Origin of the sequence: Micromonospora sp. NPDC093277 (assembly GCF_044765245.1) — a bacterium.
In the GTDB taxonomy this organism is placed as follows: Bacteria; Actinomycetota; Actinomycetes; order Mycobacteriales; family Micromonosporaceae; genus Micromonospora.
On record NZ_JBIWJO010000007.1, the window covers coordinates 346,817 to 371,357 of the forward strand.

At 72.0% G+C, this 24,541-nt stretch carries 18 protein-coding genes; 9 read left to right on the forward strand and 9 right to left on the reverse strand.

Features of this window, described 5'->3' with window-relative positions:
* The first annotated feature begins 83 nt into the window (after window positions 1–83).
* A complete protein-coding gene (locus tag ACIRG9_RS18225) occupies window positions 84–1,730 on the forward strand; it encodes an ATP-binding protein (protein WP_402856905.1) in 1,647 nt (548 codons plus the stop codon).
* Entirely contained in the window at window positions 1,727–2,401 is a 675-nt protein-coding gene (locus tag ACIRG9_RS18230; RefSeq protein ID WP_402856907.1) for a response regulator, read from the forward strand. Before ACIRG9_RS18225 ends, ACIRG9_RS18230 begins: the two co-directional genes overlap by 4 nt.
* Before the next feature lie 61 nt (window positions 2,402–2,462).
* Here ACIRG9_RS18230 and ACIRG9_RS18235 read toward each other — a convergent pair whose 3' ends face one another.
* The 3 genes from ACIRG9_RS18235 to ACIRG9_RS18245 form a co-directional block, all read right to left on the reverse strand.
* A complete protein-coding gene (locus ACIRG9_RS18235) occupies window positions 2,463–3,056 on the reverse strand; it encodes a hypothetical protein (RefSeq protein WP_402856909.1) in 594 nt (197 codons plus the stop codon).
* Between the two features lie 792 nt (window positions 3,057–3,848).
* Window positions 3,849–4,532 carry a response regulator transcription factor gene (locus ACIRG9_RS18240; protein ID WP_091125548.1) on the reverse strand — a complete coding sequence of 228 codons (684 nt, stop codon included), beginning with the start codon at window positions 4,530–4,532 and terminating at the stop codon, window positions 3,849–3,851.
* Window positions 4,533–4,561: 29 nt separating this feature from the next.
* Complete coding sequence (locus tag ACIRG9_RS18245; protein ID WP_402856912.1) at window positions 4,562–5,845, reverse strand: sensor histidine kinase; 1,284 nt, start codon at window positions 5,843–5,845, stop codon at window positions 4,562–4,564.
* A 209-nt stretch (window positions 5,846–6,054) separates the two neighbouring features.
* Here ACIRG9_RS18245 and phoU point away from each other — a divergent pair, with 209 nt between their 5' ends.
* Window positions 6,055–6,702: a phosphate signaling complex protein PhoU gene (gene phoU, locus ACIRG9_RS18250; protein WP_402856914.1), complete on the forward strand. Its 648-nt coding sequence runs from the start codon at window positions 6,055–6,057 to the stop codon at window positions 6,700–6,702.
* Between the two features lie 44 nt (window positions 6,703–6,746).
* Here the strand turns inward: phoU and ACIRG9_RS18255 are convergent, their stop codons facing one another.
* Entirely contained in the window at window positions 6,747–7,514 is a 768-nt protein-coding gene (locus tag ACIRG9_RS18255) for a phosphoglyceromutase (RefSeq protein WP_402856916.1), read from the reverse strand.
* Between the two features lie 151 nt (window positions 7,515–7,665).
* Between ACIRG9_RS18255 and ACIRG9_RS18260 the strand changes: the two genes are divergently transcribed.
* Window positions 7,666–8,970 (forward strand): MDR family MFS transporter, encoded by a 1,305-nt coding sequence (locus ACIRG9_RS18260; protein ID WP_402856918.1) that lies wholly within the window; start codon window positions 7,666–7,668, stop codon window positions 8,968–8,970.
* 114 nt (window positions 8,971–9,084) lie between these two features.
* Window positions 9,085–10,356, forward strand: a complete 1,272-nt coding sequence (locus tag ACIRG9_RS18265; protein ID WP_402856920.1) for an MFS transporter — start codon at window positions 9,085–9,087, stop codon at window positions 10,354–10,356.
* 368 nt (window positions 10,357–10,724) lie between these two features.
* On the opposite strand, the gene ACIRG9_RS18270 is transcribed toward ACIRG9_RS18265, so the two are convergent.
* The 3 genes from ACIRG9_RS18270 to mshA form a co-directional block, all read right to left on the reverse strand.
* On the reverse strand, window positions 10,725–11,408 hold the full coding sequence (locus tag ACIRG9_RS18270) for a hypothetical protein (protein ID WP_402857126.1): 684 nt from the start codon (window positions 11,406–11,408) through the stop codon (window positions 10,725–10,727).
* A gap of 523 nt (window positions 11,409–11,931) precedes the next feature.
* Window positions 11,932–12,465, reverse strand: coding sequence for a YbjN domain-containing protein (locus tag ACIRG9_RS18275; protein ID WP_402856922.1), 534 nt, complete (start codon window positions 12,463–12,465; stop codon window positions 11,932–11,934).
* Window positions 12,466–12,513: 48 nt separating this feature from the next.
* A complete protein-coding gene (mshA, locus tag ACIRG9_RS18280; protein WP_402856924.1) occupies window positions 12,514–13,953 on the reverse strand; it encodes a D-inositol-3-phosphate glycosyltransferase in 1,440 nt (479 codons plus the stop codon).
* Window positions 13,954–14,047: 94 nt separating this feature from the next.
* On the opposite strand from mshA, the gene ACIRG9_RS18285 reads away from it, so the two are divergent.
* Together ACIRG9_RS18285 and ACIRG9_RS18290 are read left to right on the forward strand one after the other, a co-directional pair.
* A complete protein-coding gene (locus ACIRG9_RS18285; protein WP_402856926.1) occupies window positions 14,048–14,809 on the forward strand; it encodes an SDR family oxidoreductase in 762 nt (253 codons plus the stop codon).
* Window positions 14,810–14,871: 62 nt separating this feature from the next.
* A complete protein-coding gene (locus ACIRG9_RS18290; RefSeq protein ID WP_402856928.1) occupies window positions 14,872–15,657 on the forward strand; it encodes a class I SAM-dependent methyltransferase in 786 nt (261 codons plus the stop codon).
* Between the two features lie 94 nt (window positions 15,658–15,751).
* On the opposite strand, the gene ACIRG9_RS18295 is transcribed toward ACIRG9_RS18290, so the two are convergent.
* Window positions 15,752–16,843, reverse strand: coding sequence for a UDP-N-acetylmuramate dehydrogenase (locus tag ACIRG9_RS18295; protein ID WP_402856930.1), 1,092 nt, complete (start codon window positions 16,841–16,843; stop codon window positions 15,752–15,754).
* A gap of 70 nt (window positions 16,844–16,913) precedes the next feature.
* Between ACIRG9_RS18295 and ACIRG9_RS18300 the strand changes: the two genes are divergently transcribed.
* Window positions 16,914–17,669, forward strand: a complete 756-nt coding sequence (locus tag ACIRG9_RS18300; RefSeq protein WP_402856932.1) for a maleylpyruvate isomerase family mycothiol-dependent enzyme — start codon at window positions 16,914–16,916, stop codon at window positions 17,667–17,669.
* Window positions 17,670–17,783: 114 nt separating this feature from the next.
* Window positions 17,784–18,791, forward strand: coding sequence for a LacI family DNA-binding transcriptional regulator (locus tag ACIRG9_RS18305; RefSeq protein ID WP_402856934.1), 1,008 nt, complete (start codon window positions 17,784–17,786; stop codon window positions 18,789–18,791).
* A gap of 73 nt (window positions 18,792–18,864) precedes the next feature.
* Here ACIRG9_RS18305 and ACIRG9_RS18310 read toward each other — a convergent pair whose 3' ends face one another.
* The gene (locus tag ACIRG9_RS18310; protein ID WP_402856936.1) at window positions 18,865–24,516 is read right to left on the reverse strand and encodes a ThuA domain-containing protein; all 5,652 of its coding nucleotides are present in this window, start codon (window positions 24,514–24,516) and stop codon (window positions 18,865–18,867) included.
* Between the last annotated feature and the right edge of the window lie 25 nt (window positions 24,517–24,541).

A 24,541-nucleotide genomic window follows, 5' to 3' on the forward strand; every position in this document is an offset into this window, starting at 1 on the left:
TTCGAATGAGTCCGGCGGCAAGATGATGGCCTCCGGGCGGGTCGCCCGTCTCTGTTGTGTCACCAGCGGAAGTTGAGGTCTTTGTGGTCGCGGTCACGTCCCGGCGGCGTACGCTCGCCGGGCAGCTGCTCGTCCTCCAGCTCGCGATCATCGTCGTGGTGCTGGTGGCGGTGGCGGCTGTCTCGCTGGCCCAGTCCGCGGCCACCTTCAACCGCGTCGAGGGACGCCGGGTCGCCGCCCTCGGCGAGGAACTCGCCGGCAACCCGCTGCTCCGCGACCAGCTCACCCAGCCGGCCCCCGGCGAGGCGATCGCGCCGCTGCTGCAGAGCACGCTGATCCGGTCCGGGGTGACGACCGTGACCGTGGCCAACGACCGGGGCCGGGTGGTCAGCTCGACCGACCCGACGCTGGTCGGCAGCCCCGTGGTGCTCGGCGACCCCGAGGTGGCGCAGGGTCGGAGCTGGTTCGGGGAGCTGACGGTCGACGGTTCGCAGGAACTGGTGGCGCAGGTGCCCGTACTGGGCGCCGACCCGGTGACGAAGAAGAACCTCGGCCGGTACCTGGGCGTGGTGGTCGTCGGCGAGAAGTCGCCGGCCTGGTCGGAACGGCTGGTCGGGGCCTCCTCGTACCTTTTCACCTACCTGGGCATCGCCTGCGGCCTCGGGGTGGTCGGGTCGTGGCTGCTGGCCCGGCGGATCAAGCGGCAGACCCTCGGCCTGGAGCCGCGGGAGATCGCCGGGCTGGCCGAGCACCGGGAGGCGCTGCTGCACGGCATCGCCGAGGGAGTCATCGCGCTGGACCCGCAGCACCGGGTCACCCTGGTCAACGCGGTGGGCCGGCGGCTGCTCGACCTGCCCGAGAACTGCCTCGGCCGCAGCCTCCGCGAGTTGCGGATCAACGGGCGGCTGCGGGACGTGCTGGCCGGCGGCGGCCCGGAGGCCCGGGACCAGGTGGTGGTCCGGCGCGGCCGGGTGCTGGTGATGAACCGGATGACGGTCAGCAAGGACGGCCGGCGGCTCGGGTCGGTCACCACGTTGCGGGACCGTACCGAGCTGGCCCGGCTGGAGCAGGAGCTCGGCTCGTTCCGCAGCACCGCCGAGCTGCTCCGGGCGCAGACCCACGAGTTCGCCAACCAGTTGCACACCATCTCCGGGCTGATCCAGATCGGCGAGCACGACGAGGTGGTCCGGTACGTGGACGCGCTGAGCCAGCACCGCGCCTCGCTCGACCTCACGGTCACCAGCCGCATCCACGACACCGCGCTGGCCGCGCTGCTGATGGCGAAGTCGGCGCTGGCCGCGGAGCGCCGGGTGGAGCTGCGGCTCTCCGAACGTACCGGGCTGGACCGGCTGCCGCCGGAGCTGTCGGCGGACGTGGCCACCGTACTCGGCAACCTGGTGGACAACGCGGTCGAGGCGGTCGCCGGTGGCCGGGACCCGGTGGACGACAGTCCCGCCTGGGTGGAGGTCGAACTGCGCCAGGACGCCACGTCGGTGGAGATCGTCGTCCGCGACTCCGGGCCGGGCGTCGCGCCGGAGCTGGCACAGGAGGTCTTCACCCATGGCTTCACCACCAAGGCGGCCCAGGGCGGCGAACGCGGCATCGGCCTGGCGCTCACCCGGCTGGTCTGCCACCGCCGCGGCGGCGAGATCGCGGTGACGAACACCGACGAGGGCGCGATGTTCACCGCCCGGATGTCCGTCCTGCCCGCGTTCGAGGAGGTGCGATGATCGACGTGCTCGTGGTCGACGACGACTTCATGGTGGCCCGGATCCACCGGGGCTTCGTCGAGCGGCTCGACGGCTTCCGCGTGGTCGGCACCGCCAGCACCGGCGAGCAGGCGATCGCCGCCGTCGACGAGTACCGCCCCGACCTGGTCCTGCTCGACCTCTACCTGCCCGACATGTTCGGCCTGGACGTGGTGACCCGGATCCGGGCCGCCCGGCACGACTGCGACGTCCTGGTGATCAGCGCCGCCCGCGAGGCCGAGGCGGTTCGCCGGGCGGTCCGCTACGGCGCGGTCAACTACCTGCTCAAGCCGTTCGGCTTCGATGAACTGCGCAACCGACTGGAGCAGTACGCGGCACGCCGCACCACGCTGCGCGCGGCGGTGGTCGCCGACCAGGCCGACGTCGACCGGGTGCTCTCCCGCAGCGGTTCGCTGGCCACCGCCCCGGCCCTGCCGCGTGGGCTCAGCCCGGAGACCGCGGAGTTGGTGGAGCGCGCCCTGCGTACGAACGACGGCACGCTGTCGGCCAGCGAGTGCGCCGACCGGGTCGGCATCTCCCGGGTCAGCGCCCGCCGCTACCTGGAGCACTTCTCGGGTACGGGACGTGCCGAGGTGAGCCTCCGCTACGGCGCGGCGGGCCGCCCCGAACGTCGCTACTCCTGGGTGACCTGACGCCGCTGGCCGGCACCCCGTGTTCGGGGTGCCGGCCAGCGGCGTTGTGCTTGTTCGGTTGTCAGCTGTTCCAGTACTGGGCGACCAGATCAGCGGCCTGCTGCTCCCACTGGGCGTAGGCATCCGGGTACGCCGACACCTGCACCGTCTGCGCGGCCTTGGTCAACGGCATGTCCTGCCACCCGTCAACCTGCTTCAGACCCTTCAGGAACGCGGTCGTCGAGTACTCGGGGTCGGTGATCTGCTCCGGGCTACCCCAACCACTGGACGGACGCTGCTGGAACAGGCCCAGCGAGTCGTGGTCGTTGGCGTCGCCGAGGTGACCCAGGTTCTCCAGCTTCGACTCCTGCAAGCTGGTGCCGATCGAGATGACCGCGGCCCGCTCCGGCATGCCGGCCTTCTTCGTCGCGGCGATGATCGCCTTCGCGTTGCCGGTCTGCTCGTCGTTCAGGTCGATCTTCGACTGGGCGCCCTGCACACCATGCGGAACCAGCTTGGCCATGTCCACGGCCGGCTTGTCGGCCTGCACGGCCGCGACCGGGGTCATCGCGGTGCTGGGCGTGGTGTCGTGGTGGTTCAGCGGACCAGCCGCCAGACCACCGGCGAACGCCAGACCAGCAATACCCAGAACGCTCTTACGCAGCATCGTGTTCATCACAAAGCTCCATTCGGGGGTTGGCGCACCAGCCCACGGGGGTGAGCAGGGCACGCAAGCACCGTCAGGCGCCCAAAACAAAGGGGGAAAGACTTCCGACCGGCTCGCTCGCGGGGCAAGGAGGATCGCCTCTTCGCAGCGCCGGGACCATACACAACCACCGACGACCCGCCAACATTCCCGGGACCCGGCACCCGCCGAAGCGAGCAGCCCACAGGGTCGGGCCTTTCGGGGGCGGCCCCCGGGGCGGGGCCTTCCTCGGCCGTGCACCCATCTACAACGACCGGCGGCCCACCATCATTCCGGGCCCGGCCCACCCGCCGAATCGGGCGTGCTCGCACCCGGGCACCCGGGCACCCGGGCAGGCTCGCGAACAACCCTCGCAAGCGGGCGGCCATCCCCGCGGGCCCGGGCCTGTCTAGGTGGTCACGGAAATCCGGTGAGCCACTCCATGTCACGTAAACGGCGGTATCCGGCAGCCGCCGTGACCACCACCTGCCGCACACGGAGTCGATCAAGGTCGAGTCGAGGCGGGGAGGCCCAGAAGGGCGCCAGGGCAGCCCGAAGACGCCGTGGGCGTCGCGGGAGCTGGAGACATGCAGCGCCTACCGCCCGAGGGCTGCGGCGCATGCCAGTAACCGGACATTACGCCACATGACGCCCAGCCGCCTGCAGTGGCTAGCGTCGCACTCGACATGAGCTACCGCGAAGAGTGGTGTCCGGCAGGCCGGACACCATGACATGCCGCAAACCGAGCCGGCCGCGAGCCCGTCACGGCCGGCCCTGGGCCGATCACGGCTCGAACTTGTAGCCCAGGCCGCGGACGGTGACGATGTAGCGCGGCGCCGAGGGCTCCGGCTCGATCTTGGAGCGCAGTCGCTTGACGTGCACGTCCAGCGTCTTGGTGTCGCCGACGTAGTCGGCGCCCCAGACCCGGTCGATGAGCTGCCCCCGGGTGAGCACCCGGCCCGCGTTGCGCAGCAGCAGCTCCAGCAGCTCGAACTCCTTGAGCGGCAGCTGCACGACGGCCCCGTCCACGGTCACCACGTGCCGCTCGATGTCCATCCGGACCGGGCCGGCGGCCAGCGTCGGGGCGCCCGACTCGGTCGCCTCCGCGCTCTGCCGGCGCAGCACCGCCCGGATCCGGGCGACCAGCTCACGCGGCGAGTACGGCTTGGTGACGTAGTCGTCGGCCCCGATCTCCAGGCCGACCACCTTGTCGATCTCACTGTCCCGGGCGGTGACCATGATGATCGGCACGTGGGACCGCTGGCGGAGCTGGCGGCACACCTCGGTACCCGACATTTCCGGCAACATCAGGTCGAGCAGCACGATGTCGGCGCCGGTCCGGTCGAACTCGGTGAGGGCGGACGTGCCCGTCGCTGCGACGGACACCTCGAAACCCTCCTTGCGGAGCATGTAGGACAGGGCGTCGGAGAACGATTCCTCGTCCTCGACCACCAGTACGCGGCTCAACGGGGTGTTTCCTTTCCTGTCGGTCAGACCTACCGAAGTTCGGCCGGGCCGGCCTCGATCCCAGCGGAGGAGAGTGTCGCCTCCAGGTCGTCCGGGGGGCGGGCGGGCAGCCGGAGGGTGAACGTCGACCCCCCACCAAGAGTGCTCGACACATCCACCCGGCCGCCATGGTTGCTGGCGATGTGTTTGACGATGGCCAGCCCGAGGCCGGTGCCTCCGGTGGCTCGGGAGCGGGCCTGGTCGGCCCGGTAGAAGCGCTCGAAGATCCGATCGACCTCGTTCGGGGCGATGCCGATGCCCTGGTCGGCCACGGCGACCTCGACGTACTCGTCGGTGGCCCGCGCGGTGACCCGGACCATGGTGTCCTCGCCCGAGTAGTTGATCGCGTTCTCCACCAGGTTCGAGACGGCGGTGGCGAGCTGGCTGTCGCTGCCGTACGCGGTGAGACCGCGCTGCCCGTCGACGACGATCTCCACCCGGCGGGCGGTGGCCGCGGTCCGGGTCCGGTCGACGACCTCGGCGATCACCCAGTCCACGGAGACCGGCTCCGGGGCGGGCTGCGGCTCGGCGCCCTGCAGCCGGGTCAGCTCCAACAGCTCCTGCACCAGCCGGCCCAACCGGGTCGACTCGTGCTGGATCCGCTCGGCGAACCTCCGGGCCGCGATCATGTCCTCGGACAGGTCCGACGCGCCCTCGCCGGTCGGCTCGGTGGCGTCCACCAACGCCTCGGCGAGGAGTTGGAGCGCGCCGATCGGGGTCTTCAGCTCGTGGCTCACGTTGGCCACGAAGTCCCGCCGGACCCGGGCCAGCCGGTGCGACTCGGTGACGTCGGCCGCCTCGACCGAGATGTATCCGGCGCCCAGGCCCATCGCGCGCAGGTGCACGCCGAGCGGGTTGTCCCCCGCGCTGTCGCGGCCACGCGGCAGGTCCAGCTCGATCTCGCGCCGCACGCCCGTCCGGCGGACCTGCCCGGCGAGGGTACGGATCAGCGGGTGCGCCGCGATGGATCCGGGCGTCGCCCCGGTACGGAGCAGGCCCAACGCCCGCGCGGCCGGGTTCACCAGCACCGGCACGTCGTTCGGGTCGAGCACCACCACGCCGGCGCGGAGTGAGTCGATCGTCTTGCGGCCGAGCCCGGACAGCCCGCCCTGCTGCTCGTCGGGAATCGCCGGCCTCCCTGCGCTACGACGGGAGCGGTCGCTCCCCGACGACGCCGACCGGCGCCATTCTCGGACGGGTCGGGACAGCAGCAGCCCGGCGACCAGTCCGGCCACCAGAGCCACGGCCACCGCGACCGCCACCGCCCATTCCACCCGGCGATCGTAGGGTCATTGTTCACCTGGCGATCGGTCGGAATGGGATGAAACACTCTCACTTCCGAGAAAGTTCACTCATAGACCCCGCGTCGTTCACCCGGGTTCACCATGGATCCGGCCACCCCCACCTACGGTGGGTCGCGCACCTGCTCACGACGTACGCGGTCCGCCGGGCCGCCGGCGGCCACCGACCCCAGGAAGTGACGATGCGCGAAGAGTTCCGGGCCGACCTGCAGATTGTCAGCCAGCTGCTGGTGGACATGGCGGAGGGGGTGCGTGCCGCCATGCGACAGGCCACCTCGGCCCTGCTCACCGCCGACCGGGTGGCGGCGGAGAACGTGGTCGCGGGAGACGCCGAGTTCGACGCCCTCTTCCGGGTTGTGGAGGAGCGGGTCTGCGAGCTGCTGGCCCTGCAGGCGCCGGTCGCCTCCGACCTGCGCGCCATGATCACCGCCCTGCACGTGGCGGCCGACCTGGAGCGGATGGGTGACCTGGCCCAGCACGTCGCCAAGACCGCGCTGCGCCGGCACCCCTCGCCGGCGGTGCCGGCCGAGCTGCGGCCGGTCTTCACCGACATGGCCGCCGTCGCCGACCGGATGGCCGAGAAGATCGGCATCGTGCTGGCCCGGCCCGACGCGACCATCGCAGCCGAGCTGGACAGCGACGACGACCCGATGGACGACCTGCACAAGAGCCTCTTCACCGTGCTGATCGGCGACGACTGGCCGTACGGGGTGGAGACGGCGATCGACGCGACCCTGCTGGGCCGCTTCTACGAGCGGTTCGCCGACCACGCGGTGAACGTCGGCGAGCACGTGGTCTACCTGATCACGGGCGAGGCCGCGCAGTCCTGACCCGACGAACGAGGGGCCCTCGTTCGAGGGCCCCTCGTTCGTGCTCAGCGGCCCTGGTTGGCGACCGCGGCGGCGGCCTCCTTGGCGGCCGCCGGGTCGAGGTACGTCCCGCCGAGGGTCTGCGGGCGCAGGTCCCGGTCGAGGTCGTAGCGCAGCGGGATACCGGTCGGGATGTTCAGCTTGGCGATCGCCTCGTCGGAGATCTGGTCCAGGTGCTTGACCAGGGCGCGCAGCGAGTTGCCGTGCGCGGCCACCAGCACCGTCCGGCCGGCCAGGATGTCCGGCACGATCGAGTCGTACCAGTACGGCAGCATCCGCTCGACGACGTCCTTGAGGCACTCGGTCCGCGGCATCAGCTCGGTCGGCAGCAGCGCGTACCGGGGGTCGCCGACCTGGGACCACTCGTCGTTGTCGTCGATGGGCGGCGGCGGCGTGTCGTACGACCGGCGCCAGAGCATGAACTGGTCCTCGCCGTACTCGTCCAGGGTCTGCTTCTTGTTCTTGCCCTGCAGCGCGCCGTAGTGCCGCTCGTTGAGCCGCCACGACCGGCGCACCGCGATCCAGTGCCGGTCGGCGGCGCTGAGCGCCAGCTCGGCGGTGCGGATCGCGCGGCGCAGCACGCTCGTGTGCACCACGTCGGGCAGCAGGCTGTGCTCGCGGAGCAGCTCACCGCCGCGCCGCGCCTCGCTCTCGCCCTTGGCGGTCAGGTCCACGTCGACCCATCCGGTGAAGAGGTTCTTGGCGTTCCAGTCGCTCTCGCCGTGCCGCAGCAGGACCAGCGTCCCGATGGTGGGCCCTTCGCTCGCAGTCATGCCGATCATCCTGCCGCACCCGTCAGGCGGACACGCGGGGACCGGTGGTGACGACCACCACGTGGAAAACCTGATGACCGGCGTTCCGGCACAAGACTAGGTTGTAAGGCGCTAGGTAGACATCGGTCATTACCAAAACGGGGGCGTCGGGATGCGGACGGTGCGCGGCTGGTTCCGGGAGACCACCGGAGGGCTGCCGAGGTCCTTCTGGTACCTCTGGACCGGCACCCTGATCAACCGGCTCGGCTCGTTCGTCCTGGTCTTCCTGGCCATCTACCTCACCCAGGCACGGCACTTCTCGGCCTCGCAGGCCGGCCTGGTGATCGGCATGTGGGGTGTCGGCGGCGCGGTCGGCACCACCGTCGGCGGGGCCCTGGCCGACCGGTGGGGACGGCGGCCCACCCTGCTCACCGCACACCTCGGCGCGGCCACCATGATGGTCGCGCTCGGCCTGGCCCGGCCGCTGTGGGCGGTCGCGCTGGGCGCCCTGCTGCTCGGCGCGTTCGCCGAGGCCGCCCGCCCGGCGTTCGGGGCGATGATGATCGACGTGGTGCCGGAGAAGGACCGGCTACGCGCCTTCTCGCTGAACTACTGGGCGATCAACCTCGGTTTCGCCTGCGCGGCGGTGCTCGCCGGCGTCGCCGCCCAGGCCGGATACCTGCTGCTCTTCCTGGTCGACGCGGCCACCACCCTGGTCACCGCGCTGATCATCTTCGCCCGCGTCGGGGAGACCCGCTCGGTCCCGACCGGCCCGGTGGTCAGAAGCGCGACCGCTCCCGCCAGCGCCCTGCGGACCATCCTCACCGACCGTGTCTACCTGGGCTTCGTGGCGCTCAACCTGTTCGCCGCGCTGGTCTTCCTCCAGCACATCTCGATGCTGCCGATCGCGATGGGCGACGCCGGCCTGGGCCCCGCCACGTACGGCTCGGTGATCGCGCTCAACGGCGTGCTGATCGTGGTCGGCCAGCTCTTCGTACCCAGGCTGATCAAGGGCCGGAGCCGGTCGCACGTGCTGGCGCTCGCGGCGCTGGTGATGGGCGTCGGCTTCGGGCTCACCGCGTTCGCCCACGCGGCCTGGTTCTACGGCCTGACCGTGCTGATCTGGACCCTCGGCGAGATGCTCAACTCGCCGTCCAACGCCACCCTCATCGCCGAGCTCTCCCCCGGTGCGCTCCGCGGCCGCTACCAGGGCGTCTTCTCCCTCTCCTGGCAGATCGCCGGCGCCGCAGCCCCGATCCTCGGCGGCCTGGTCCGGGAACACGCGGGCAACAGCACTCTCTGGTTCGGCTGCGCCGCGATCGGCGGCGTGATGGCGGTGGCCCACCTGATCTCCGGCCCGGCCCGCGAACGGCGTGCCGCGCAGCTCCGGGCGGTCAAGGGAACGGGCACGCCGGCGCCGGACGTGGCCGAGGCCGCCGCTCCCCCACCCGCCGAGCCGGTCCACGCCGCTTCCTGAGGTACGCCCCGGCGTGCCGCCCACGCTGGTAGGCAGGGCCATGTTGGTGCGGGCCGGCCTGGCTCCCTAGGGTCGTGCGACGGACAGCTGTTAACAAACCTTCCTGGAGGACGGGTGCACGGCCTGCGGCGCTGGTGGGACGACACGGCCGGCGGCCTGCCCGCCACCTTCTGGTATCTCTGGTCCGGACTGCTGATCAACCGGGCCGGCGCCTTCGCGTTGCTGTTCCTCTCGCTCTACCTGACCGCCGCGCGCGGCGCCTCCGCGTCCCTCGCCGGGGTGGTGGTCGGGGCGTACGGGGCAGGCGGGGCGCTCGGGACGCTGCTCGGCGGAGTGCTGGCCGACCGGTGGGGCCGGCGGTCCACCCTGCTCGCCGCGCACCTCGGCGCGGCCGGGCTGATGGCGGGGCTGGCGTTCAGCCGGCACCTGGCGGTGATCGCCGTACTCGCCGCCCTGGTCGGGGTGGCCCACTCGATGCCCAGCCCCGCATTCGTCGCGGCGATCGTGGACGTGGTGCCCGAGGAACGCCGCTCGCGCGCCTTCAACCTCCAGTTCTGGGCATTCAACCTCGGCATGGCCATCGCGTCGCTGCTGGCCGGTGTGCTCGCCGAGGCGAGCTTCGTCGCGCTCTTCCTGGTCGACGCGGCGGCGACCCTGGCCGCCGCGGCCGTCATCGCGCTGAAGGTCCCGGAGACACTCACCCGACCGGACCGGGCGGCCGCCGGCGTCCCGTCCCGCCCGGGTCGCCCCGGCCGGACCCGGCGGCCCGGCCTGCACACCGCGCTGACCGACCGCACCTTCCTCGTCTTCGTCGGGCTGACCTTCCTGCTGGCCGTGCTGACCATGCAGACCTCGACGATCATGCCGCTGGCGATGCGGGCCGACGGCCTGCGCCCCTCGGCGTACGGGCTGGTGGTGGCGCTCGGCGGCGCGCTGATCGTGGCCGGGCAACTCTTCGTGCCGCGGCTGATCGAGCCGTACCGGAAGTCGAGCGTGCTTGCGGCCTCGACCGGGCTGATGGCGCTGGGCTTCGGCGCGCTGGCCGTCGCCGACGACCTGCCGGTCTACCTGGGCGCCGCGGTGGTCTGGACGATCGGCCAGATGCTTGCCGCGCCGCCGAACGCGCAGATCAACGCGGACCTGGCGCCGCCACAGCTACGGGCGCGCTACCAGTCGGTCTTCTATCTGACCTTCCCGGCGGCGTCCTGCGTGGCACCGGCGCTGGGCGGACTGAGCCTTCAGTACCTGGGCGAACGGCACTGGCTCGTGGTCGGCGTGCTCGGCGTCGTCGCGGCGGTCGGTCACCTGCTCGCCGGGCCGGCCCGGGAACGCCGGGTCGCCGCCCTGCGGGCGTCGCAGCGGGAAGCGGAACTGGTCCGCGGCTGAGCCGGGATACGCCGAACGCCCACCCCGACCCCCGTCGTGATGGGCGTTCGCACCGTACACCCGGCGGCGGCGGGCGACACTCACCCCCGTAAGCGTCGCCCGCTCGCGCCGCCGGTACCTCGGATGGCACCGTCCCCCAACGGTGTGCTCCACCCGATTCATCGCGCCTCGCCTGCGCGGATCTGATCGATCCGCCGCTCCCCCGAACGTTTACAAGCGTGGCACGGTGCAACAAAGTTAGTTCGCCCGGATTCTGGATTCAACTCGGATCGCTGTCTCCCCCGTCACAACGGGTCGGAGATCCGGCCGCTCCGCTCCGGTCTCTCTGATGGCCAACAGCGGTTACCCGCCGGCCATTCCCCCAAACCTCAGGCGTCCTCTCGTTCGGGTGACTCGGTGCGGAAGAAGTTGCTCTGCCGGCCGTCCCGGAGCTGCTCCTGGTAGATCAGGTTCAGCCGCCGCAGGTCGAACGTCCGGAACCAGTCCTCCCAGGTGATCTCCCGGATCCGGCTACTCTCCCGCCAGCCTGGGATGTTGAACGTCAGCACCCCGGGCCGTCCTTCCCGCTCGGTGCCGGCAATGGTGGCCGGCTTGGCCCCCCGGGCCCGCGCCCAACGACGGATGACGTCGTGGTTGGCGGTCACCAGGCTCCGACCGGGCCGCTCCGGACGATCGTCCAGCGACGTGATCTGTTGGGACGAACGCACCGAACGGGCCGCGTTCCGGCCGGTCCGAACCGGTGTCGAAACCGGGCCACCGGCGGAAGGCGCTGGCGCCCCACCGGCCCCTGCCGTCGCACCGCGGGCCCGCGTCGCCGCCGCTGCCGTCGCGGTGGCCACCGTCTCCACCGGGATCGCCCTCCCAGCGGGTGCCTTCCTCGCCGCTGTTTTCTTCGCGGGAGCCACCTGCCGCGCGGACGTGGCCCGCTTCGCCGCGGTGGTCCGCTTCGCGGGAGCCGCCTTCGCCCCGGGGGCTCGCTTCGCGGGGGCCGCCTTCCGCGCGGGCGCGGCCCGCGCCGCGGTGGTCCGCTTCGCGGGCGCGGCCTTCGCCACAGTGGTCCGTTTCGCGGGGGCCGCCTTCCGCGCGGGCGCGGCCCGCTTCGCCGCGGTGACCCGTTTCGCGGGAGCCGCCTTCTTCGCCCGCGCCCCGGCGGCCTTCGCGGCGGGTGCCGCCTTGCTCGGCACCCGCTTCGCCGGTGCCTTCTTGGCGGCCGCCTTCTTCGTGGCGGCACGCCCGGCCGGCCCGGTCGCCTTGCGAGCCGCGCCACCGCGGCCCTCCGACCGGAGGGCCTTCACCAGTGTCCTCACCAGTTCCGGCTTGCGCAGCGTGGAGATGCCGGCGACCCCGCGCCGGCGAAGCTGGTTGCGGATGTCGTCGACCCGCATCCGGGAGATCTCGGTTTCGGAGACGCCCGGCGTCCCCGGGGTCTGGTTGCCGCCGCTTTGCCGCCTGGTCCTCGTCGCAGTCGTGCCGCGACCTGAGCTGTTGCGCTGAGCCATGGGACACGCTCCTCGACAGTCCGTCCTCGGCCCGCGGTGGGTCCCAAATACCGCACCGCGCGGTGCCGCATACCCGTCAGGACGGGTCCGAACCACCAGGGGACGAGCTGGTACCGGTCGACGGCGCGAAGAGGTGGGCGAAGGCAGACAGGTTGGCCGTCGACTCGCCCCGCTTGACCCGCCACTCCCACTCCCGCCGGATGGCGGTGCCGAAGCCGATCTCCAGCATGCTGTCGAAGGACTCGTCGGCGTAGGTCAGCACGGCACCGAGGAGCCGGTCCAGTTCATCGGAGTCCACCCCGGCCGGGTTGACCCGTCCGGTCAGGTAGACGTCGCCGACCGCGTCGATGGAGAAGGACACCGCGTACATCCGGGCGTTGCGCTGGAGCAGCCAGGCCCAGAGTTCCTCGCGGCGCTCGTCCGGCTGGCGCATCACGAACGCCTCGATCCGCAGGGCGTGCTCGCCGACGATCAGGTTGCAGGTCGTCTTGAGCTTGTGCGTACCCGGCAGGGTGACCGCGTACGACGCCTCGCCGGTGGACTCCCACTCCAGCTCACGCTCGGCGCAGAACGACTCGATCAGCGCGGCGATCTCGCTCCTGCGGCTCATCGCACCCACTCTACGGCCGGCGATCCGGGCCCACCTTCGGGCGACGGATCACCAGGAGCAGGTCAGGGCGGGGTCGGAGAGCCGGCCGGTGAGCCGGGCCCGTTGCTCCGCGATCGCCTCCCCGTAGACGGCGAGCAGCCCGGAGACCGTGCGGTGCCAGGAGAAGTTGTGGGCGTGCCGCTGTGCGCCCCGGCCCAGGGCGGCCCGGCGCAGCCGGTCTGGCAGCAGCCGGGCCAGCGCACGGGCCCAGTCGACCGGGTCGTGGCCGTCGATCAGCACTCCACTGACCCCGTCACGTACGGCGGTGATCAGGCCGCCGACGGCGGCGGCGAGGACGGGCGTGCCGCACGCCTGCGCCTCCAGCGCGACCAGCCCGAACGACTCGTTGTACGACGGCACGGCGACCAGGTCGGCGGCCCGGTAGAGGGCGGGCAGGTCCTCGCCGGTCTGCGGCGGCAGGAAGCGCACCCGGTCCGCGACGCCCAGCGAACCGGCCAGCTCGATCAGGGCGGTGGGGCGGTCCAGGCCGCTGCCGCTGGGGCCGCCACAGATCACCACGGTCAACTCGTCGACGAGCGCCGGCTCCCGGTCGCGCAGCGCGGCGACCGCCCGGATCAGCACGTCCGGGGCCTTGAGCGGCTGGATCCGGCCGACGAAGGCCACCACGTATCCGGTGGTGGGGAGGCCGAGACGGCGGCGGGCGGCGAGGACGGCGGCGTCCCGGTCCCCCGGGGCCGGGCGGAACCGGTCCAGGTCGACGCCGGGCTCCACCACGGTCACCCGGGCCGGATCGGCGTCGTACCGGCCGACCAGGTCGCGGGCCTCGACCCGGGTGTTGGCGACCAGCCGGTCGGCCTCGGCCACCACCTGCTCCTCGCCGATGACCCTGGCCTTCGGCTCGGGCCGGTCCCCGGCGGCGAGCTGGGCGTTCTTGACCTTCGCGAGGGTGTGCGCGGTGTGCACCAGCGGCACGCCCCAGCGCTCCTTGGCCAGCCAGCCGATCTGGCCGGAGAGCCAGTAGTGCGAGTGGATCAGGTCGTAGTGGCCCGGCGGACGGGCCGCCTCGGCGCGCAGCACGCCGGCGGTGAAGGCACAGAGCTGCCCGGGCAGCTCCTCCTTGGTCAGCCCCTCCAGCGGGCCGGCGGTGACGTGCCGGACCTGCACGCCGGGCGCCATCTCGACCACCGGGGGCAGGTCGCCGGAGGTGGCCCGGGTGAAGATCTCCACCTCCACGTCGGCCTCGGCCAGCCGCCGGGCGACCTCCAGGATGTAGACGTTCATGCCGCCCGCGTCGCCCGTGCCGGGCTGGTGCAGCGGCGAGGTGTGTACCGAGATGGTGGCGATCCGGCGCGGCTGCGGCCACGGCAGGGCACCTCGCTGACGACCGACACCGGTGTGCAAATCCGCCACGTCCGCTCCCTCTGTCACGGTTTGATGCCGTCCCGCACGACCGGCGCTTTCTCGGTCAACCTCCGCGCCGGATGTCATCTTCCCGATCGGGCTTCGGAAATGCGTACCGCCCGGTCCCGGGGGTGACGGACCTCATCGCCATGGGTCAGTGCCGGCGGGGGAGAATGACCGGATGACCTCCGTCGCCATCGTCACCGGGGCATCCAGCGGGATCGGCGCGGCCACCGCCCGCCGGCTGGCCGCCGAGGGTTTCCACGTGCTCGCCGCCGCGCGGCGTACCGACCGGCTCGCCGGCCTGGTGGCCGAGATCGAGGCGGCCGGCGGCGCGGCCACCGCGGTGGAGTGCGACGTCACCTCCGAGGAGTCGGTCACCGGCCTGGCCACGGCGGCCGCCGCCGCGCCCGGCCCGGTCACCCTGCTGGTCAACAACGCCGGCGGGGCACGCGGCCTGGATCCGGTCGAGTCCGGGAACATCGCTGACTGGCAGTGGATGTACGACGTGAACGTGCTCGGCACGCTCCGGGTCACCAAGGCGCTGCTGCCCGCGCTGGAGGCGTCCGGTGCCGGCACCATCGTGATCGTCAGCTCCACCGCCGGGCACGTCGTCTACGAGGGCGGGGGCGGCTACACCGCCGCCAAGCACGCGCAGACCGCGATCGCCGGCACGCTCCGGCTGGAGCTGTGCGGCCGTCCGGTCCGGGTGATCGAGATCGACCCCGGGATGGTGAAGACGGAGGAATTCGGCCTGGTCCGGTTCGACGGCGACGCCGAGCAGGCCGCAGCGGTCTACACCGGGGTGGCCGAGCCGCTGGTCGCCGACGACGTCGCCGACTGCATCGCCTGGTGCGCCACTCGGCCCCAGCACGTGAACGTCGACCAGTTGGTGATCCGACCGCTGGCCCAGGCCGCCCAGCACAAGGTGCACCGGGCTTAGCGTGAAGCGCGAGGAGTGAGCCGGGTCTGCGAGCCCCACAGTCGCGAACGGAGGCGCTGCTGATGCAACGCCGGCCGCTGGGCGTGGTGACCCGGGGGACGACGAACCCCAACCGGCTCCGGCGGGTGGACAACTGGATCGTCGAGACCTGCGGCGACGCGCTGCGCGCCGCCGCCGACCCGCTGGTCGTGGACCTGGGCTACGGCGCCACGCCGGTGACCGCCGTCGAACTTCGGGCCCGCCTCGCGGCCGGGGTCCGCCCGGACGTCCGGGTGGCCGGGCTGGAGATCGATCCGGTACGCGTGGCCGCTGCCCAGCCCGCCGCCGACCCGCCCTGGTTGACCTTCGCCCGGGGTGGTTTCGAGCTGGCCGGCCTCCGGCCCGCCCTGGTCCGGGCGTTCAACGTGCTACGCCAGTACGACGAGAGTGAGGTGGCCGACGCCTGGCGTACGGTCACCGAGCGGCTGGCCCCGGGCGGGCTGCTGGTCGAGGGGACCTGTGACGAGTTGGGCCGGCTCGGAAGCTGGGTGCTGCTCGACGCGGACGGCCCGCGCACGCTGACCCTAGCCGCGAAGCTGACCACTCTGGAGCGGCCGGCCCAGCTCGCCGAGCGGCTGCCGAAGGCGCTTATCCACCGGAATGTCCCCGGGGAGCGGATCCACGACCTGATCCAGGCCCTCGAGGACGCCTGGCAGGCCGCTGCCGGCTACGCCCCGTTCGGCCCTCGCGAGCGCTGGACCCGTACGGTCGCGGCGGTCAGGCAGGCCGGTTGGCCCGTCCTGAACCGCCACCGCCACTGGCGCCAAGGCGAGCTCACCCTCCCCTGGCCCAGCATCTCCCCCACCTGACCCACCCGCCCCTGCGCGTTGATCATGAGGTTAGCCGCGCTTCCTGTCCGTTTTGTCGCCGATAACCTCATGATCAACGAGGACGGGTGGGGGGTCAGATGACGCAGTTGATGAGGACGGGTTCGGGGTGGAGGGTGACTCCGAAGCGGTCGTGCACGCCGTCGCGGATCTCCCGGGCGAGCGCCACCAGCGCGGCCGTGCTGGCCGTGCCGCTGCGGTTGGTGAGGGCCAGGGTGTGCTTGCTGGAGATCGCCACACCCTCCGGACCCAGGTGTCCCTTGCCGAAACCGGCCTTGTCGATCAGCCAGGCGGCACTGATCTTGACCACGTCCCCGGCCCCCGGCCAGGACGGCGGCTCGCCGAGGTCGGCGGCGCGCTCCCGGAGCAGCTCGTACGCCTCGCGTTCCAGCACCGGATTGGTGAAGAACGAACCCACCGACCGGGTGTCCGGGTCGTCCGCGTCGAGCACCATGCCCTTGCCGGCGCGCAGTCGCAGCACGGTGGCCCGGGCGTCGGCCAGCGGCACCCGGTCACCCACCTCGACACCGAGCGCCCGGGCCAGCTCGGCGTAGCGCACCGGGCCGGACAGTGGGGAGCGGGTCAGCCGGAAGTCGACCGAGAGCACCACCCAGCGGTCGCTGTACTTGAAGATGCTGCCCCGGTACGCGAACCCGCAGTCGGCCGCCGCGATCCGTACGACCTCGCCGTGGCTGCGGTCGTACGCCTGGACGGCGGTGATCGTCTCGGCCACCTCCTGGCCGTACGCGCCGACGTTCTGGATCGGCGTGGCGCCGGCCGAGCCGGGGACGCCGGAGAGGCACTCCAGCCCCGACCAGCCCCGTTCGATCGTGGTGGCGACCAGGTCGTCCCAGGTCTCGCCGGCCTCGACCCGTACGGTGACCGCGTCGCCGTCCTCGGCGATCGCCTGAACGCCTTGCGAGCGGAGCAGGACGACCGTGCCGGGGAACCCCTGGTCGCCGATCACCACGTTGCTGCCGCCGGCCAGCACCAGGATCGGCTCGTCCCGTGCATCCGCTTCCCGCACCTTTTGTACGATTTCCTCGGCACTGCTGGCGGTCTCCAACCGTCCGGCAGGGCCGCCGAGACAGAGGGTGGTGTAGCGGGCCAGGGTGGCCGGACCGGTCGGGGCCGCTCCGGTCGTCGGTTCGGCGTAGACGTCTGACACGCCTTTCACCCTAGGCTGAGGGTTAGCCGCGGCACCCACTGGTGGCCCGGTCACCCCCGGGAGGATTGCGATGAGCAGACTGCACGGCACGAAGGACTTCTGGATCGGTGCGCTGCGTACGGAGGGTCCCGCCTTCGCCGCCGCGGTCACCGAGGCGCCGCCCGAGACCCCGGTGCTGTCCTGTCCCGGCTGGACCGTCACCGATCTCGCCCACCACCTGACCCGGGTATGCGTCTGGGCTCGCACGGTGGTGACCGCTGGGACCACCACGCGGCCGGAGCGGCACGACCCCGAGCCGCCGGCCGGACTGACCCCGGCCCAGTGGTACCGCCAGGAGTACGACCAGCTCATGGCGCTCTTCGAGGGGCTGGACACGGAGGCTCCGGCGTGGAACTTCGCACCCCAGCCCAAGAAGGCGGGCTTCTGGCCGCGCCGGGTGGCGCACGAGACGGCGGTGCACCGCTGGGACGCCCAACTCGCGATCGGCGCGGGTGAGCCGATCGAGGCCAAGCTCGCGGTCGACGGGGTGAGCGAGGTGCTGGACACCTGGCTGCCGGCGGGGCGGCGGATCCAGCCCGGCCAGTGGCACGGGGTGGTGCAGCTCACCGCGACCGACGCCGCGCAGGACTGGTACCTGCGGCTGCGCGGCGAGGGGGTGGCCCTGCTGGACACCGCGACCATCCTCGACCACGACGACCACCACGCCCGGGCCCAGGTCACCGGCACGGCCAGCGACCTGCTGCTGGCGCTGATGGGCCGGATCAGCTTCGACACGCTCGGGGTGGCCGGCGACCGCCGGCTGCTCGACGGGATGCGGGTGGGCTGAACCCCGGCGGGTCCGAGGTGCCGATCGGGTCGCGCCCGGGGCCGGCGGGAAGCGCCGGTCGGCAGCGGGAGATGATCCCAGGAGCGGGCCCGTGACGAGGTGGTGGTGACCGGGATGACGACGGCGCAGCGACCGACCCTGGAGGCGGTGGCCCGGCGGGCAGGCGTGTCCCGGGCGACGGTCTCCCGGGTGGTCAACGGCTCCACCACCGTCGCCGAGTCGATCCAGCAGGCGGTCCGGCAGGCGGTCGAGGAACTGGGGTACGTCCCGAACCTGGCCGCCCGCAGCCTGGTCACCCAGCGCACCGACTCGGTCGCGCTGGTGCTGCCCGAGGCGGCGACCCGGGTCTTCTCCGACGACCAGGTGTTCCCGGGCATCATCCGCGGAGCGGCCCAGGAGTTGGAGGCCGCGGACAAGCAGCTCGTGCTGATGCTGGCCGGCTCACCGGCCGGGCACGACCGGGTCGAGCGGTACACCACCGGCCGGCACGTGGACGGGGTGCTGTTCGCCTCGCTGCACGGTAAGGACCCGCTGCCCGGCAGGCTGGCCCGGCTCGGCATCCCGGTGGTGTGCAGCGGCCGACCGCTGGACGGCGCCGAGGTGCCCTACGTCGACGTCGACCACGTCGGCGGGGTCAACCGGGCGGTGCGGCACCTGCTCGGGGGCGGCCGGCGGCGGATCGCCACCATCGCCGGCCCGCAGGACATGGTCGCCGGCATCGAGCGGCTCATCGCGTACCGGGACGCGGTCGCCGCGGCCGGCCTGCCGGAGCTGGTGGCGTACGGCGACTTCACCCGGGAGTCCGGCGCGGCGGCGATGCGGCAACTGCTCGCCACCTACCCGGACCTGGACGCGGTGTTCGCCGCGTCCGACCTGATGGCGCACGCCGCCCTGCGTACCCTGCGCGAGGCGGGGCGGCGGGTGCCGGACGACGTCGCGGTGATCGGGTTCGACGACATCGAGACGGCGGCGTACACCGAGCCGCCGTTGACCACGATCCGGCAGCCGATAGTGGACCTCGGTCGCGCGATGACCCGCCAACTGCTGCGGATCGCGGCGGGCGAGCCGGTCGAGCCGGCGCTGATGCTGCCGACCGAGCTGGTGGTGCGCGAGTCGGCGTAGGCGGGTCCACCGGACCGGGCCGGGGCCGGAGGTGTTGTCACACCCCCGGCCCCGGCCGCCTCGAGTGGTCGTCCTACTTCCCGGACAACCGGGCGAGCACCGCGTCCACGTCACGGAGCAGCACAGCACGCACCTCGTCGTTCGGCACGACCTTCGGGTCACCCGCCAGGTCCCGGAACGACCGGAGCTCCCGTACCGCCTGCTTGTCGAGCCCGCGGGCGGCAAACTTGCCGGCCTGGTCCAACGGCTTGTGCAGCTGGGCTGCGCTCCCAGCGGGAAGCCAGCCGGTGGCCCGGAACCGGTCCACCAGGTTGCCCAGGTCCTCGATCGAGGTCGTCACGGTGAACGTGATCGACCGGGTCGACCGATTGCCCGCCTCGTCGGTCGCCACCACGGCCAGCGTGTGCTCGCCAAGGGACAGCCCATGGAGCGGCAGCAGGGTGTTGTCGAGGATCGGCTTCCCGTCGAGCGTGCCGGCCAGTGACGCCACCCCCGACGTACCGTCTGTCGCCGAGTAGGTGATCCGCACGTCCTGGCTGTCGCCGTACGTGGCACCGGCCGCCACCCCGGAGAGCAGGACCACCGGGGCCGTACCGTCGATCTTGAGTACGGCCGACTTCACGTCCTCGACGTTGCCCGCCCGGTCCGTCGCGCGGTACCGGAGGGTGTGGTCGCCGTCGCCGCGTACCTCCACCGAGTCGGCGTACGGCGTCCAGGCGCCGCCGTCGAGCGAGTACTCGATCTTCGCCACCCCGGAGGTCTGGTCGCTGGCCGTGATGGTGACCGGCACCGCACCGGTGTGCCACCCCGTGTCGCCCGGCGGGGCGAACGTCGCGGCGGAGACCGGCGCGGTCCCGTCCAGCTTGAGCACCAGTTTCCGCGGTTCCTCGGCGTTGCCCGCGAGGTCCACCGAGCGGTACTCGACGGTGTGCTCGCCTTCGCCGGCCACCGGGATCGGCCCGGTGTACGGGGTCCACCCACCGCCGGTCCGGTACTCGGTCCGCGCCACGCCGCTGTCGTCGTCAGTGGCCGCCAGGGTCACCGTGACGTCGGAGCGGAACCAGCCGGCCGCCCCGTCCGGCTCCCCCGGAGAGGTTGTCGCACTGGTGGTGGGCGCGACGGTGTCGGCCGGCAGCTCCTGGATCCGGATGTTGCGGAAGTAGACGTCGTCACCGTCACCGTGGTTCTGGATGCCGACGTAACTGGGCTGCCGCATCCGGGCCGGATCGGTGTTGACGTACTCGTTGATCTTCGTGCCGTTCAGCTGGACCACGATGCTCTGGCCCCGGACGACGATCTCGTACGAGTTCCACTGCCCCGGCGGCTTGAGGGCGGCGTCCCGGGCGGCCAGGTCCGCCGACTGGAAGTTGTAGATCGCCCCAGTTGTCTTCTCCGGCACGTCGGTGGCGTCGATCTGGATCTCGTGCCCCTGGTCGACGGCCGACCACGGGTCGTTGCCCGGATTCGGGAACCCGACGAAGACCCCGGAGTTGTCGTCCCCGGCCATCTTCCAGTCCAGCTTCAGGCGGTAGTCACGGAAACTCTGGTCGTACCAGTGCAGGCCCAGCCCGCCGTACGACAGCAGGGTGCAGTCGGCGGCGTGCACGAAGCCACCCGGCCCGGCCTGCTTCCACTTGGCGAGGCTCGCCGAGGTGCCGTCGAAGAGGCTGGTGTAGCCGGCCTCCGGGGCGGTCGGCGTGCAGGCGTTCTGCGGCGCGTCGTCGAGCCGGAAGAAGTCAAACGATGCCGGGTTGCCGGTGCCGTTGAAGGCGGCGAGGCCCACCTTCGGGTTCGGCACGGCGGCCAGGTTCCGCGGCCGACCCACGGTCGTCCACCGCTCCCCGTCGGTCGAGTACGCCGCCGTCAGGGTCCGCCCGTCGCTGGTGACCTTCATCCACACCGTGTGCGGGAAGTCCACGGCCAGGTTGGGCGAACGGTCGATGGCACCGCCGTCGACCGGCGAGCCGCCCTGCTGCTGGATGAACTCGAAGTTGCGCACCCCGCTGTCGGTCCGGATGAACGAGAACTTGACGAAGTTCGGGTCGTCGCCGTGGACGATGAGGCCCGCCTGCTCCCACGTGTCGGTGTGGTCGATGGTCACCTTCGTCACGGCCTGCCATGCCCCGTCCGGGGCGTCCTGCAGCAGGATGTTCTTCGCGTCGGTGGTGCCGCCGTACATGTCACCCGGGAGGGCGTCGATCTGCAGCGACCCGCCGACGAGCCGGTGGTGTGCGGGGTCCTCGCGCAACACCGTCCACCGGCACCGGTCGATGACCTCGCCGGTGAACTCGTCGTCCGGGTTCACCTCGGTGGACGGGTCTGCGCAGGGCGGTGCCACCCGGTAAGTGTTCACCGTGACGGTGGCCGACGCGGCGAGCCCGGACGGATCCCGCGCGGTGACCTTCGCCGTGTGGATGCCGGCCCTGGTGTAGACGTGCGTCGGGTTCTGCTCGGTCGACGTGCCTCCGTCACCGAACTCCCAGGCGTAAGTGAGCGGGTCGCCGTCCCGGTCCGCGCCGGTGGCGGTGAAGTGGACGGTCGCCGGGATCTCCGCCTGCGTGACGTCGGCCGACACGGTCACCTCGGGCCGGGTGCTCGACGCCACGCCCTTGCCGTGGAAGGTGAACTCGTCGACGTCGAAGAGCCCGCCGCCGGAACCCTTGAACACCAGGTAGAGCCGGTGGGTGCCGCCGGGGTCGGTGACCGGGACGACCGGGCTGTCGACGTAGTTGTCCCAGCCGCCGGTGTTCGCCACCGGCAGGCTGGCGACCAGCGGCCCGTCCGGCCGGTCCGTCCGGAACTCGACGGTGCCACCGCCGCCACCCGAGGAGAGCCGGGCCTGGACGCCGGTGATTCCGGTCAGGTTGTACGTGTCGAACGCGATCCAGTCTCCGTTGTCGATATATCCGACGCGCTTCCCGCCGTGCGCCCCATCCGCGTCGACGACCTGGATCCCGTTGGCCTCGCTGAAGTGCTCACTCTGCCGGACGCGCGGCTGGAGGATCATCCGCGTCTGCCCGGTGAGCGGCGGCACCCCGGCCGCGCCGTGGTCGGTGTAGGTCGCGGCGAGCACGCCGTAGAGGTTGGCGTCGGCGCTGTGGCCCTCCTCGGCGACGGTGTCGAGCACCCCCTCGCAGGCGTGCGTCTGGACCAGCCCGTGGCTGTGCGTGTCGTGGCCGAGGGCGTAGTCGATCTGCACGGCCCCGCAGTCGATCTCGCCGTCCTCGGGGTCGGTGACCCGCGCGGTGAACGGCACCCGGTCACCGAACTGGAACACGCCACCGGCCGGCGGGGCGGTGAACTCGACGCGCGGCGCGGTGTTGCCGACCGTGATCTGCACGGTCGCCGTGCCGGTCGTGCCGGCCTGGTCGGTCAGGGTGAGCCGAGCGGTGAACTGCCCGATGGTGGAGTAGGTGAAGGTGGGGTTCGGCTCGGTCGAGTCGACCGTGCCGTCGTCGTCGAAGTCCCAGGCGTAGGTGAACGAGTCGCCCGGGTCCGGGTCCCGGGAGCCGGCGGAGGAGAAGGTCACGGTGAGCGGGGCCGGACCGGAGGTCGGGTTGGCGCTCACCGCCGGGATCGGGGCGCGCTGGCCCTTGACGTAGTCGATCCGGTACACGGCCGAGTCCGGCGCGCCGCCGAAGTAGCCGCTGCCGTAGTCGAGGACGTAGAGCGAGCCGTCCGGCCCGAACTCGATGTCCATCGGCCGCACCACCTGCTCGGGGAACGGGTTGATGCTCTGCGGCTGGCCGGCGTCGTCCAGCACGATGTTCTTGATCCAGCCGCGTCCCCAGTCGGCCGCGAAGAACGTGCCGTCGAAGTACTCGGGGAACTTGGTGTCCGACTGCAGGTCCGGGTCGTACCGGTAGACCGGGCCGCCCATCGGCGACTCGCTGCCGTCACCGAACTCCGGCACCGAGCCGCCGTCGTACGTGATCCACGCCGGCTGCGCGGCAGGCAGGTCCTGCTTGCCGGTGTTGCGCGGGGAGGTGTTGCGCGGAGCAGCGCAGTCGAACTTCGGCCCGGAGGTCCCGGTGGCGAAGTCGAAGTCGTTGTACGCGACGTTCGGGCCGACGCAGTACGGCCACCCGAAGTTGCCGGGGCCGCGGATCTGGTTGAACTCCACCATCCCGGCCGGGCCGCGGTTCGGGTCGGCGGCACCGGCGTCCGGGCCGTACTCGCCGAGGTAGAGCCAGCCGGTCTTCGGGTCGACGGTGAACCGGAACGGGTTGCGGAAGCCCATCGCGTAGATCTCGGGGCGGGTGCCGGCGGTGCCGGCCGGGAAGAGGTTCCCCGTCGGCGACTGGTAGTTGCCGTCGGCGTCCACCTTGATCCGCAGCACCTTGCCCCGCAGGTCGTTCGGGTTGGCCGACGAGCGCTGCGCGTCGTACGCCGGGTTTCGGGTGGCCCGCTCGTCGATCGGGTTGTAGCCGTCGGAGGCGAAGGGGTTGGAGTCGTCGCCGGTGGAGAGGTAGAGGTTGCCCGCCGCGTCGAAGGCGATGTCGCCGCCGGCGTGGCAGCAGATGCCCCGGTTCGCGGCCACTTCGAGGATCTTCTGCTCGGTGGCCAGGTCGAGGGTGCCGCCGGTGAGCTTGAACCGGGACAGCCGGTTCACCCCGTCGAAGCGGGCGAAGTCCGCGCTGGTGCCGTCGTTCGGTGCGTCCCCCTCCGGTGTGTCCAGCGGGGGCGCGTAGTAGAGGTAGATCCAGCCGTTGCCGGCGAAGCCGGGGTCGACCCCGATGCCCTGCAGCCCGTCCTCGTCGTGGTTGTAGACCGGAAGCCGGCCGGCCAGGCTGGTCACTCCCTGCGGCGTGGTGAGGAAGACGCGTCCGTCGCGGGAGGTGTGCAGCACCCGCCGGTCGGGCAGCACCGCGAGGTTCATGGGCTCGCCCGTGGTGTCCGCGCCCTTGGCTAGGGTCACCTGGGCGAAGTTGTCGTCGACGGTCGCCCCGCAGTCCGCCGGCACGGCCCCGGCGGCCGTCTTGATCCCGCCGAGCAGGTGCCGCAGGAACTCCGGTTCCGAGTACGAGGCATCGGTGTGGCCACCACCGGTGTACCAGGACCGGCCGCCGTCGTACTGCTGGCACCAGGCGATCGGGTGGCTCGTGCCCATCGCGCCCGCCCCCGCGCCGTACGTCCGCTCGTCGAGGGCCGCGAGCACGTGCACGGCGCCGCGCGGGTCGGCGCGGTAGTTGTACCACTCGTCGGTTCGCACCCATCGGTCCGGCAGCGACTCGGTGGACGGGTGCACGTGGTCGTCCACCTTGACGGTGGCCTGCTGGATGGCCGGGTGGCTGTTGAAGTACGCGCCGACGAGCTTGCCGTACCACGGCCACTCGTACTCGGTGTCCGAGGCGGCGTGCACGCCGGCGTACCCGCCGCCGGAACGGATGTACCGCTCGAAGGCCGCCTGCTGGTCGGCGTCGAGCACGTCGCCGGTGGTCGAGAGCCAGACCACCACGTCGTACTGGGCCAGGTTGGCTTCGGTGAACGCCCCGGCGTCCTCGGTCGCGTCGACGGTGAAGTTGTTCTCCTGCCCGAGTTTCTGGATCGCCGCGATCCCGGCGGGAATCGAGTCGTGCCGGAATCCTGCGGTCTTCGAGAAGACCAGGGCCCGGAAGCCCGGTTCGGCCGCCGAGGCCGGCGCCGAGAGGCTTGCGGCTATCGGCAGCGCCAGCAGCGCACCGAGCGCTACCGACAGCAGACGGCGTAACGGCTTACGGGACACGGGGCCTCCTCGACCGATCGACCAG

Coding starts and splice junctions, on each gene's coding strand:
- ACIRG9_RS18230 (WP_402856907.1), top strand. CDS start 1,727: ATGATCGACGTGCTCGTGGTCGACGACGACTTCATGGTGGCCCGGATC.
- ACIRG9_RS18235 (WP_402856909.1), bottom strand. CDS start 3,056: ATGAACACGATGCTGCGTAAGAGCGTTCTGGGTATTGCTGGTCTGGCG.
- phoU (WP_402856914.1), top strand. CDS start 6,055: ATGCGCGAAGAGTTCCGGGCCGACCTGCAGATTGTCAGCCAGCTGCTG.
- ACIRG9_RS18255 (WP_402856916.1), bottom strand. CDS start 7,514: ATGACTGCGAGCGAAGGGCCCACCATCGGGACGCTGGTCCTGCTGCGG.
- ACIRG9_RS18260 (WP_402856918.1), top strand. CDS start 7,666: ATGCGGACGGTGCGCGGCTGGTTCCGGGAGACCACCGGAGGGCTGCCG.
- ACIRG9_RS18275 (WP_402856922.1), bottom strand. CDS start 12,465: ATGAGCCGCAGGAGCGAGATCGCCGCGCTGATCGAGTCGTTCTGCGCC.
- mshA (WP_402856924.1), bottom strand. CDS start 13,953: ATGACATCCGGCGCGGAGGTTGACCGAGAAAGCGCCGGTCGTGCGGGA.
- ACIRG9_RS18285 (WP_402856926.1), top strand. CDS start 14,048: ATGACCTCCGTCGCCATCGTCACCGGGGCATCCAGCGGGATCGGCGCG.
- ACIRG9_RS18290 (WP_402856928.1), top strand. CDS start 14,872: ATGCAACGCCGGCCGCTGGGCGTGGTGACCCGGGGGACGACGAACCCC.
- ACIRG9_RS18300 (WP_402856932.1), top strand. CDS start 16,914: ATGAGCAGACTGCACGGCACGAAGGACTTCTGGATCGGTGCGCTGCGT.
- ACIRG9_RS18305 (WP_402856934.1), top strand. CDS start 17,784: ATGACGACGGCGCAGCGACCGACCCTGGAGGCGGTGGCCCGGCGGGCA.